Genomic DNA, 11,739 nt, shown 5'->3' with positions numbered 1-11,739 from the left:
GCGATTCACCCCGACACTATACACGTAGTGTCGCGTCCGACTTGAAATAACGTGTATAACGAGCAAGCGGATACCGGTCGGTCACGTTTCTCTACTCAAGATGACTGGAACCACACTAGATTACCACAGCGATTCGATCAGTCTGCGAGTCGTCGAGGCGCTCGCGGACGAGACCAACACCGATGCACACGAACTCGAGCCGCTGTACAACGCGGTGGATCCCGAGGCGCTGGATCAGCTCTTCCAGCCAGACTCGACTGCCGATATCAGCGTCGAATTCGAGTACGACGGCTTGCTCGTCGGAGTTCGAAGCGACGGCACCGTCACAGTTGACGGGACAGTCCATGACAGTCGATAGTCGGCGGCTTCAGACGACTACGACGACAGCCAGTGGCGACTCGAGCGGACGGATCGTCGTCTCCAGTCGCCACGAGCAACGACAGTCTCGCCGGTTGACTACCGAACGGAGGCGCTATTGATGTTAGCACCCACCACCGCAGTTGCCGAGCCGACCGTTCGAACGCGGCCGACACGGCTGACCGTCCTGGCCGTCGGCGGGGACGGAACACGCGACCGCATCGAGCGAGCGTTCACCGACGACGAGGCCGATCTCACCGTCGAGACGGTTTCGACGCTCGCGGACACTGTAGAGCGGCACAAGACCGACGAAATCGACTGTCTCGTCGTTTCGTTGCCACGGACGGCAGCAAGTGCAGAGACGCCAGCGCGGAACGGCACCGACATCGAAACGCTGGACGACCGCCTCGAGACGATTAGGGCTACTGCGCCGGATCTACCGATCGTCGTCCTCGCGGGCGAACGGACGCCCGAACTCGCGAACACAGTCCGGTCGTACGACTGGACCGCGGTGATCGAACGGGAGGAGACGCGCACTCGGCTCGCCGACCGCGTCCACGACCTCCTCGAGCGCCACCGGCTGACCGCCCTCTCGCGACGGTCACTGGCGAGCATCGAGTTCGCCGGGGACGCCATCGCCATCGTCGATTCCGACGACATCCAGTTTGCAAGCCGCGCATTCGCGATGCAGTTCGGCTACGAGCACGACGCCATCGCCGGCACACCCTGGCAGGAACTGTTCACCGATGACGCCGTCGAGAACCTCGAGTCGACCGCGATTCCGACCGTCGTGGAGGGATGGCGGTGGACCGGGAGCTGTACCGGTCAGCGAAAAACAGGGACGACGTTCGCGGCGCGGGTTCGCCTCGGCGGGCTCGAGGACGGGAGCCTCGTGTTCGCGATCGAGGAGGTCAATGGGAGCGACGACACCGGGAACTGAATCGTGAGTGGGGGCCAGCTGTCGACGATCCGCAGAAACTGATTCGGATTGGTAGTCTATTACTGCTACCGACCGATTCGACGGGAAGACCGCTGTGAGTGCCTATGTACCGTGGTCCCAGGAGTCCATGTACTCGCGTTGGGTCTCGGTCAGTGAATCGAAGTCGACGCCCTCGGCCTCGAGTTTGATCTCAGCGATCTCCTTGTCGAGGTCATCGGGGACGTCGTGGACGCCGGCGTCGTAGGCGTCACCGTTCTCGAGCATTTCGCGCACGCAGACGGCCTGCACGCCGAAGCTCTGGTCCATCACTTCGACGGGGTGGCCCAGCGAGACGGGCGCGGCGAGGTTGACGAGTCGGCCCTCGGCGATGACGTTCAGCTTGCGGTCGTCGGCCATCTCGTAGGCCTCGACGCCGTCCCGTGCTTCGTAGCGGTCGACTGCGAGATCGTCGAGCGCCTCGAGGTCGATCTCGATGTCGAAGTGGCCCGCGTTGGCGAGCAAGACACCGTCTTGCATCTTTTCGAAGTGTTCCTCGACGATGACGTCCCGGTTGCCGGTCGTCGTCAGGAAGACGTCGCCCACTTCGGCGGCCTCGGCCATTGGCATGACCTCGTATCCCTCCATGTGGGCCTCGAGGGCGCGGCGTGGCTCGACTTCGGTGACGATGACGTTCGCGTTCTGGCCCGACGCCTTCTGTACGACGCCCTTGCCGCAGTAGCCGTAGCCCGCGACGACGACGTTCTTGCCGGCCCATGAGAGGTTCGTGGTCATCGCGATGGAGGCCAGCGAAGACTCGCCGGTCCCGTGGACGTTGTCGAAGAGGCGCTTCATTGGCGTGTCGTTGACCGCGAAGACGGGATAGTCGAGCGCGCCGTCAGCGTCCATGGCACGCAGGCGGTGAACGCCGGTAGTCGTCTCCTCCGCGCCGCCGACGATGCCGTCGATCAGTTCGGGGTAGTCCTCGTGAATCGCAGCGACGAGATCCATCCCGTCGTCGACAGTGATCGTCGGTTCGTGGGCGATGACGGCCTCGATCGCGGCGTAGTACTCCTCGTCGTCGACACCGCGTTTGGCGTAGCTGGTGATGTTTTCGTGTGTATCGAGCGCCGCCGACACGTCGTCGTGGGTCGAGAGCGGATTACAACCGGTAACGGCCACTTCAGCGCCGCCCTCCGCGAGCGTCTCGACGAGGATCGCCGTCTTTGCTTCGACGTGCATCGCCATCCCGATGCGTTCGCCCGCGAAGGGCTGCTCTGCGACGAACTCCTTCCGAACGTGCTCGCAGATCGGCATGTGTTGGGCGGCCCAGTCCATCTTCCGGCGTCCCTCCTCGCGAGCGGCCTCGAGGTCGTCCAGCTGCTCGCTGATCGGGGGGTACTCGGTTTCGGTCATGGGTCGACTGAGTGCGAGCGTGGCAAAAACGCTACCGAAGCGTCGCGCCACGGTGAAAGCGAAAGTGGTGAACGGAAAGAACAGTCGAATCCACGTCGGTCACTGGTACGGGCGTCGGCTCGTTGCCGATCGTCGCGTTGTGACCGTTTCCCGACGCCGCCGAAGACCGTGCCTCTGACAACACAATGTCATTGGGCGGCGTCTCTCGGACGCGGATCGGCTCCGTTCGAAACGGATCAGGTGCGGTCGCCGTTATTTCGGTCCGGCGTGGGACGGCGGACCGCCGCCGTTGCCGCGGTTATCGTTGCCATCGTCGTCTTCTTCGTCTTCGCTGTCGTCAGCGTCGCCGTCGTCATCACCGGACTGTCCGGCATGTTCAGGCGGGCCTCGTTCGTCGTCACTCGGCGGGCCAGCGTGTTCGGGTGGACCTCGTTCGTCGCTGTCGTCCTCGTCGTCGCTATCGTCCTCGTCATCGGCGTCGTCATCGCTCGGCGGACCGGCGTGGGCCGGCGGACCGCCAGCGGACTCGTCATCGCTATCGTCGGTCTCGTTGTCGTCAGCGTCGTCTTCGGTCTCGTTGTTCTCGAGGTCGTCCTCGGACTCGGTTTCGTTGTCCTCGATATCGGTCTCGTTGTCGTCGAGGTCGTCCTCGGTTTCGTCACCATCGCTCGGCGGACCGGCGTGGGCCGGCGGTCCGGCGTGGTCGGGTGCGTTGCCCGGGTTGTTCGCGACGACGAAGGTCGCGACGGAGATGCCGGTCGGTCCGTCGGACTCGTTGTCCGCGTCCTCGACGAACTCCGAGACGAGCGCACCGAAGTTCGATGCGTTGCCGTCGGTCTCGTTCTCATCGAGGTCGTCCTCGGTTTCGTTGTCGACGGTCTCGTTCTCGTCGAGGTCGTCCTCGGTTTCGTTGTCGACAGTCTCGTTCTCGTCGAGTTCGTCTTCGGTTTCGTTGTCGACGGTCTCGTTCTCTGCGGTCTCGTTGTCCGCGAGTTCGTCCTCAGTCTCCTCTTCGGTAGACTCTGTTTCCTCGACCGAGTCCTCGTCGATCGTGACCGTCGCGTCGGTCGAGTCGCCGTCGGTCTCATTCCCGTCGTCGGTCGACGCGGTAATCGTGATGTTAACCGAGTCCTCAGGAGCCGGGAGAACGACGGTTCCGTTCTCGTCGGTCGTGTACTCGTCCTCGCCCGCGTACGACTCGTTGTCGAACGCCGTTACGTCGACAGTCGCGTTTTCGACGCTTTCGTTCGCGTCGACCGTGACGACGATCTCCTCGCCCTCGTAGTCGACGTCCATCTCGAGGTCGCCGTCGTCCGTCTGCGCTGCCGCCGTTCCCAGCGGTGCAAGCGCGGACAGGAGCATCGCGGCAACCAATGCCATCGTAAGTAGTCGGTGACTCTTCATCCAGTCGGGACATTCTCAGATTCCTGAATAAACCCCGTCGGACGTTCTCGCCGTTCGCGCCCCGATGAAACGGATTAAGAATTGTTTTGAGCGTTTATCAGTGGTTTTGAACGTTTATCTCGGCCTCCTCACCTCGACTCGTTCGTTCAGTCAGACGGATTGGCTAGGCGTCGACCCGTTCGCTCAGCGATTCCGCCGACTCGATCGCTCGCTCTCGAACGGCCGCCTCCTCGAGCGTCAGTACCTCGCGGTCGCGCATGAGCACCCGGCCGTCGCAGACGGTGTGGCGAACGTCGGCCGCTGCGGCCGCGTAGGCGAGGTGACTCACGAGATCGTGTGGCGGCGTCAAGTGGGGTTGCTCGAGGTCAATCACCGCGAGATCGGCCGGCGCGCCTGCTTCGATCCGGCCGGACTCGAGGCCGATCGCGTCGGCGCTGCCCCGGGTCATCATCTCGACGACCGCCTCGGCGGGCACCGCGCTGGCGTCATCGGCCGCGAGCTTGCCTAGCATGGCCGCGTCGCGGGCCTCGTCGAGCATCGAGAGGTCGTTGTTCGAGGCCGCGCCGTCCGTTCCGAGACCGACGGTGACGCCCGCCTTGCGCAACCGCTCGACCGGGGCCATCCCGCTTGCGAGTTTCATGTTCGACGCGGGACAGTGGATCACACCGGTGCCGACCTCGGCGAGCAGGTCGATCTCGGTCTCGTCGACGTGAACGCCGTGTGCGACGAAGTCCTCGGGCTCGAGGAGGCCGCGATCAGCGGCGTACTCGAGCGGCCGGATCCCGTGCTCGTCGACGATCGGTGCGACCTCGTCTGCGGTTTCGTTGGCGTGGTAGTGGATCGGAACGCCCGTTTCTCGCGCTTTGGGAACGAATTCCTCGAGGTACTCACTCCCGACGGTCGTCAGCGAGTGGGGCATGAACGCCGTCGAGATTCGGCCGTCAGCCGCGCCGTCGTACTCGCGGGCGATCTCGAGGCCCGTAGCCGCGTCCTCGCGAGCGACCTCGCCGTCCTTGCCGACGGTGACGATGCCGTGACCGAGACGGGCACGGAGGCCAGCCGTCTCGACCGCGGCAGCGACCTTGGGCACGTGGAAGTACATGTCCGCGAACGCGGTGACGCCCGATTTGATTAGCTCGAGCAGTCCCAGCTCGGCACCGATGCGGACGTCTTCGGCCGTCAGTTCTCCCTCGGCGGGCCAGATGTCCTCCTGTAGCCACGCCTCGAGCGGTTTGTCGTCGGCGTACCCCCGCAGGAGCGTCATTGCGACGTGACAGTGGCCGTTAACAAACCCCGGCGTGACCAGCGAGTTCGCCGCGTCGAGCGTCTCGTCAGCCTCCGCCGCGAGATTGTGACCGATCTCGCGGATCTCGCCGCTGTCCTGGTCGATCAGTACGTCCGCGGTCGTCACCGTCAGATCGGGGCGGAGCACCTGGCCGTCGATGATCGCAAGCGTCGTCATTGGCTCAGGATTCTTCTCAGGCGGCCTTATACTGTCGATACACTGGCCAGTGTACGAGACGAGTCGCCGGGTTTATGTTTTCTTCCGAAGACGTATCGATATGGATGCAGGCCTGCAGAACGACGATATGCGTCAGGACAGCGGGTATCCGCCCCGCGAGGCGCTCGCGGACGCCTGGACCGAGCACAGCCGCTACGTCGGGTTCGCCGCCGGCCTGTTTGCGTTCGGGATCGTCGTCGGCGTCCTCCTCATGCTTGCGGGCTACAACCTCCTCGAGATAATCGAGGAGATGGTCGGAGAACCGCTGTTCCCGGAGGTAGACGGCGGCGGAATCGATCTAGCGCGCTTTTTACTCGTGAACAACACCCGCGCATTCCTGCTGTCGATAGTCGGCGCGCTGAGCCTCGGCCTCTTGACTGCCTGGGCGATGGTGTTCAACGGAGTTATCGTCGGGAACGTCGGCGCGTACGTCACCAGGGACGTCGGCCTCGATTACATCCTCGTGGGGCTGCTCCCCACGGGATCTTCGAGCTTCCGGCGCTGTTTATCGCCGCCGGCATCGGTTTCCGACTCCTCTATCGGATCGGCCAGCGAGTTCGTGGCTCTCGCGACGCGATCTTTACGAAACCCTACCTCTACCGGACAGCAATGCTCATTCTCGCTGGCTGGCTATTGCTGGTCGTCGCCGCCCTGGTCGAGGCTTTCGTCACGCCCATCCTCCTCGAGACCTTCTTCGCCGAGCGACTCGAGGGAATGAGTACCGCCGCCTAACCGTCACTCCGCCCGGCGGTTGACACCCCGTTTCGGCCAGTTTTGCGGGAGATGAACGGTCGTAAACGGAACCAATCGTCGTCGGCCTTTTCTCCATGAGCGGACAGTCACCGTACATGAACAGACGTGTGGTCCGACTGGTACTCGTCGCAGCCCTCGTCGCCGTCGCCGGGTGTACCGGTGGCATAGGTGGGGACATCGGCACCGACGGATCGACTGACGGCTCCTCGAGCGAGGGGACGGGAACGGCCGCGTTCTACGTCAGTGACGAGCCGAACGCGATCGACGACTTCGAACACCTCAACGTGACGATCACGACGGTCGGCTTCAAGCGAACCGGTGACGTGAGCGACGGTGACGCGAACGAGACCGCCGACGGGAACGACGGAGACGGCAGCGACGAACGGTGGATCGAGTACGACGTCGACGAACGCACGGTCGACCTCACCGAACTGAAAGGCGCGAACGCGTCCGTGGTCGACGAGTTCGAGTTGCCGGCCGGCGACTACGAGAAAGTCTTCATCTACGTCAGCGACACCGAAGGAGTGCTGGCCGACGGCAGTACGACGCGGGTGAAACTGCCGAGCAACAAACTCCAGATCAACTCGAAATTTACCATCGGCGATGGTGAGCGGGTCGACTTCGTCTACGACATTGCACCTCACAAGGCCGGTAACAGCGGAAAGTACATTCTCAAGCCGGTGATCAGTCAGAGCGGCACCGGTGACGATGTCGAAATTCGCAACGTCGACCAGGAGAAAGGCGACGAGGAAGGCGACAAACAGCGCGGCAACGGGAACGCCGGCGAGAAGTGAGCCGAAGCGGCGTAAAATCGAGCGCCATCCGGTCAGCCGCTAACTTATGCGCAGTTTGCGGGGCTGATCGGCCGACCGGTAGAACTCGATTCAGTTATCGGTCGTACCCACCTCGTTTTCCGTATTTCTCGTAGAGCGATTCAGGACGACGCCGACGCCGCGGCTCGGACCTGCTTGATCCGAAGGCGATCGGGTACGAGCGCTGTGCGTGTCGTGCGAGACTTTTATGTCTCGTGAGACAGTATGGAATCATGCTTCGAAACCTTGGCGGTTTGGAAGCGCGTCTCGGGTGTTCCAAGCACCCGGGACTTTCGTGTAGTCCCCGTGGAGGGCGCTTCCGAATTATTGTACATACATAATACACTTATAGTTATTGGAATATTGCCGGATAGATGTTATTCGATCCGGCTCCGTTTGCGTGCGAGAAGCGACTTGACGGCCGTCTACAACCGGTTCGTCGTCACTCCCGAACGGGATCCGTCAGCCGCGGTGAAGACTCGATTATCAGTAGATGATACCACGGTTTCGTTATCCAGACGAGGTGTGAAACTGAAACGGCGGATATGGCAAGCAGGTGTACGTACTGATCAGCCGATCTCTGTTACAGAAGCTCTCCAAATTCCGATCAATTCTGCAGTTAATTACCAAATCAATCATCGATTTGATGGGGGATTCCACGGTGACCACTTTGGCGAACGAGGCTCTGGACAATAACCGCAATAGCGAGGAGAGTTCCGCTGATGAGCGTAAAGAACCCACCCCAAAAGAGACCGACTGCCGTATCGGCGTACAGCGAGTACAGACTCATCGCTGCTATCCACAGCGTCAGTACACCGAGAACTCCGACAACGATTGAGCCGATAGCAATCCCCTCACGGATCATAACGAGAATAGTGACGATACCGAGTAGTCCCGGAATGATGAGTTCCGGATCAACCGGTACTGGCCCGACAGTCGGCCAAGCTGGATACGGCTGGGAAAGGCCGAAGAACTCGATGGCAGCGTTCAGGAGGACAAGCGTAGCGAGGGACAACTCAATCACTCGGAGACGCAATCCCATTCTGATTAAAATGTCATCCATATCATGGTAAGTCTTCGCACAGCCAGATTTCTTTCGCTGCTATCGAAATCGGATCGGTATCTATGTGGCCTGTACTGAGCGATGTGCACTTGTCCTGTACTTACCGCAGGTTTCACAAAATTTCTGAATGAAGAAACCGTGCTATTATCGATTGGTTCGGACTTTGAACCGTCCGTTTCGGCTCGAGCAGAAAGCAACCCCTCGAGGTCGGAGCGCCGCTCAGCGCCGAAGTCGCCCGAACAGCTCGTAGTCGCGGTCGGGCGTGTATCGACGGAACAGCAGGCTGTTCGAGAGGACCGACACCGACGACAGCGCCATCGCGCCGGCCGCCAGCACCGGCTGCAGCAGACCCAGCGAGGCGAGCGGGATCATCGCGGTGTTGTATCCCAGTGCCCAGACGAGGTTCTGCTTGATCTTCGCCAGCGTGGCCTCGGAGATGCGGATCGCCTTCACCACGTCGAACGGATCGTCCCGCATCAGCGTCACGTCCGCGGCCTCGATGGCCACGTCCGTCCCGGAGCCGATGGCGGTGCCAACGTGGGCGACGGCCAGCGCCGGCGCGTCGTTGACCCCGTCGCCGACCATCATCGCCTTCTGGCCCGTTGACTGAATGTCATCGACGGCATCGGCCTTGTCCTCGGGGAGGACGCCGGCGCGGATGTTGTCAGGGTCGATCCCGACCTGCTCGGCAACAGCGCGGGCGGTGCGTTCGTTGTCGCCGGTGATCAGCATCACGTCGAGATCGCGCTCTCGCAGGGCTGCGACCGCCGCAGCCGAACCGTCTTTGACTGTGTCGGCGTCCGCGACGACACCGACGACCTCGCCGTCGGCCGCGACCAGCATCGCCGTCTTGCCCTCGCGCTCGAGCCGTTCCATCTCGTCGGCGGCAGGCGACGGATCGACGCCGGTGGACTCGAGCAGCCGCCGGTTGCCGACCAGCACCTCGCGGTCCTCGACGGTCGCCCGGACGCCCTGCCCGGGGACGTTCTCGAACTCCTCAGCATCAGTTACCTCGAGGCCGCGCTCCTCGGCACCCTCGACGATCGCCTGCGCGAGCGGGTGTTCGCTGTTGCGCTCGGCGCTTGCGGCGAGGCGGAGTACCTCATCTTCGTCGAGCGCTTCGCGGGTCGCCACTACGCCCCCATCAGCGGCCGCATTGCCGCCGTCTGCCGCAGTCGGCTCTCCCTCGATCGCGACCACGTCGGTCAGCGTCATCTCGCCGGTCGTCAGCGTGCCGGTCTGTCAAAGACGACGGTGTCGACGTCTCGCGCGCGCTCTAAGATGTCGCCGCCCTTGAACAGGACGCCGTTTTGTGCGCCCAATGTGGAGCCGACCATCGTCGCGGCGGGCGTCGCCAGCCCGAGCGCGCAGGGGCAGGCGATCAGTACGGACGAGGCGAAGACGACGACGGCGAACTCGAACGTCGAGAGGGCGGCCGGACCGCCGCCGACCAGTCCCAGCACCGGGACAGCGCTGACGACGCCGGCCAGCGCCTCGGGGAAGAGGAACCAGACCAGTCCCCAAACCGTCGCGTTCAGGATGACCGCGGGGACGAAGTACGCCGAGATACGATCCGCGAGGTTCTGGATTTCCGGCTGGCGGGACTGGGCTTCCTTGACGGTCTGGACAATCCCCTGTAGGGCCGTATCTTCGCCGACCTTGGTGGCCTCGACGACCAGCACGCCGTTCTCGTTGATCGTCGAGCCAATCACCTCGTCGCCCGACCCCTTTTCGACGGGGACGGACTCACCAGTCACCATCGACTCGTCGACCGCAGACTGGCCGTCCACGACGACGCTGTCGGTTGGAATTTTCTCGCCCGGCCGGACCTTCATTCGATCGCCGACGTCGATGTCCTCGAGGGGAACCTCGGTCTCGTTCCCATCATCGTCGACCAGCGTGGCCGTCTCGGCCTCCATCTCGAGCAGTTTCCGCAGCGCGTCGCCGGCTTGGCCCTTCGAGCGGGCCTCGAGGTAGTTGCCTAGCGTGATGAACACGAGGATCATCGCGGCGGTGTCGAAGTAAAGATTCCCCGCGAGCAGGCCCAGCAGGACGACGAGGCTGTAAAAATACGCCGTCGACGATCCCAGGGCGATCAGCACGTCCATGTTGGCGGTGCGGTTCCGGGCGAGCGCGGTATACGAATTCTCGAGAAACTCGCGGCCCAGCAGGACGTAGACCGGCGTCGCGAGCAGGAACTCGACCCAGCCGAATTTGACGCCGAAAACCGTCTCCGGCAGGTACGCGCCCTCGAGCAGGAACATGTCTGCGAGGAAGAACAGGAACGGGGCCGACAGGATCGCGCCGAAGATCGTCAACCGACGCTGTTTGCGGATCTCGGCCTGTCGGGCCGCGTCGCGCCGGTCCTGATCCGACTCCTCACTGCCGTCGTCGCGGACAGGCGTGTAGCCGACGTCCTCGATCGCCTCGTAGAGCACCTCGAGCGAGACATCGTCCGGGTTGTACGCGACTGTGGCCTCGTCGGTCGCGTAGTTGACCTCTGCGTCGATGACACCGGGCACAGACTCGAGGGCCGACTCGTTGGTCTCGGCGCAGTTCGCACAGCTCATGTCCGTGATCCCGATTGATCGGCTCGAGTGGTCGGCCTCGTAGCCGGCGTCCTCGATCGCCGCATAAATATCGCCGAGTGATACGTCTTCGGGGTCGTACTCGACAGTCCCCTCGTCGGTGGCGAAGTTCGCGTTCGCTTCCGCCACGCCGTCGAGGGACTCCAGGGCATCACTGATCGTCTGCGAACAGTTCGCACAGCTCATGCCCCGGATATCCAGGTGTGCGGTCCGGGTACTCATTAGTGACTCATAGGAACTCCCCGCTTACCCCCTTTACTGGTCACAAGTCGAAGTTCAGCGTGGCGGTTTCTTTGGAATCGAAACTCAGACTCCCTCCTCGAGTCGATCGTATCGGTTCTCGAACCGACCCTGACACGACGGACAGCAGAAGTGGTAGACCTCGCCCTCGATGCGAGTCGATTCCCCCTCGCTGTCGACGGTGTTGCCACACTCCGCACAGGTGAGGGCGAACTGCGTCCCGTCGAGCGACGGCGTCCACTCCGCGTCGTCCATCAGCGTCACGTCGTAGTCGACACCGTCCGCCTCGGGGAGTAGGCCCTCGAGCCACTCTCGGACGCGCTGGACCTGTGCCCGGGCGTAGAACCACAACTCGCCGTCGGCGGTGACGAACACGTGCTCGACGGCGTCGGCATCCGCGATCGCCGCCTTGCAGTCGTCAACGGTCCCCGACGGAACGATCGCCCGTACGAACACTGGCACCCCTGCCCGAAGCTGTGACTGGTCCACATCGACGGTGAAGCGGTTGATGACGCCCGCCTCCTCGAGGCGCTGGACGCGGTCGGAGACGGCCGGCCCGGAGAGCCCCACTCGCTCGGCGATCTCGCTGTAGGGCCGCCGGGCGTCCTCACCTAGCAGCCGCAGGATTGCCATGTCGGTTTCGTCGAGGTCGCGCATACGTCCCGTTCGGGCTCGAGCGCAAAGAGCGT

Annotated in this window: 8 protein-coding genes and 2 pseudogenes; 4 read left to right on the top strand and 6 right to left on the bottom strand. The window is 63.0% G+C overall.

What is annotated here, in order from left to right; genetic code table 11:
- The first annotated feature begins 100 nt into the window (after positions 1 to 100).
- Positions 101 to 358 carry a HalOD1 output domain-containing protein gene (locus tag K6I40_RS19920; protein ID WP_222915809.1) on the top strand — a complete coding sequence of 86 codons (258 nt, stop codon included), beginning with the start codon at positions 101 to 103 and terminating at the stop codon, positions 356 to 358.
- 120 nt (positions 359 to 478) lie between these two features.
- On the top strand, positions 479 to 1,297 hold the full coding sequence (locus K6I40_RS19915) for a PAS domain-containing protein (RefSeq protein WP_222915807.1): 819 nt from the start codon (positions 479 to 481) through the stop codon (positions 1,295 to 1,297).
- A gap of 102 nt (positions 1,298 to 1,399) precedes the next feature.
- Here the strand turns inward: K6I40_RS19915 and K6I40_RS19910 are convergent, their stop codons facing one another.
- The 3 genes from K6I40_RS19910 to K6I40_RS19900 form a co-directional block, all read right to left on the bottom strand.
- Positions 1,400 to 2,689: an adenosylhomocysteinase gene (locus K6I40_RS19910; protein ID WP_222915805.1), complete on the bottom strand. Its 1,290-nt coding sequence runs from the start codon at positions 2,687 to 2,689 to the stop codon at positions 1,400 to 1,402.
- Positions 2,690 to 2,941: 252 nt separating this feature from the next.
- Positions 2,942 to 4,069, bottom strand: coding sequence for a hypothetical protein (locus K6I40_RS19905; protein ID WP_255681804.1), 1,128 nt, complete (start codon positions 4,067 to 4,069; stop codon positions 2,942 to 2,944).
- 187 nt (positions 4,070 to 4,256) lie between these two features.
- Complete coding sequence (locus K6I40_RS19900) at positions 4,257 to 5,555, bottom strand: amidohydrolase (protein WP_222915801.1); 1,299 nt, start codon at positions 5,553 to 5,555, stop codon at positions 4,257 to 4,259.
- A 100-nt stretch (positions 5,556 to 5,655) separates the two neighbouring features.
- Here K6I40_RS19900 and K6I40_RS19895 point away from each other — a divergent pair.
- Positions 5,656 to 6,326 (top strand): annotated as a pseudogene (locus K6I40_RS19895) (stage II sporulation protein M).
- Between the two features lie 116 nt (positions 6,327 to 6,442).
- The gene (locus K6I40_RS19890; RefSeq protein WP_222915799.1) at positions 6,443 to 7,141 is read left to right on the top strand and encodes a DUF4382 domain-containing protein; all 699 of its coding nucleotides are present in this window, start codon (positions 6,443 to 6,445) and stop codon (positions 7,139 to 7,141) included.
- Positions 7,142 to 7,790: 649 nt separating this feature from the next.
- On the opposite strand, the gene K6I40_RS19885 is transcribed toward K6I40_RS19890, so the two are convergent.
- From K6I40_RS19885 to K6I40_RS19875, 3 genes and pseudogenes are all read right to left on the bottom strand, one after another.
- Entirely contained in the window at positions 7,791 to 8,183 is a 393-nt protein-coding gene (locus K6I40_RS19885) for a hypothetical protein (protein ID WP_255681803.1), read from the bottom strand.
- A 258-nt stretch (positions 8,184 to 8,441) separates the two neighbouring features.
- Positions 8,442 to 11,032, bottom strand: a pseudogene (locus K6I40_RS19880) (heavy metal translocating P-type ATPase).
- 84 nt (positions 11,033 to 11,116) lie between these two features.
- The gene (locus K6I40_RS19875) at positions 11,117 to 11,707 is read right to left on the bottom strand and encodes an AsnC family transcriptional regulator (RefSeq protein ID WP_222915797.1); all 591 of its coding nucleotides are present in this window, start codon (positions 11,705 to 11,707) and stop codon (positions 11,117 to 11,119) included.
- Between the last annotated feature and the right edge of the window lie 32 nt (positions 11,708 to 11,739).

Source organism: Natrinema sp. SYSU A 869 (assembly GCF_019879105.1).
Lineage (GTDB): Archaea > Halobacteriota > Halobacteria > Halobacteriales > Natrialbaceae > Natrinema.
This window is presented reverse-complemented; position numbering and strand designations above follow the sequence as displayed.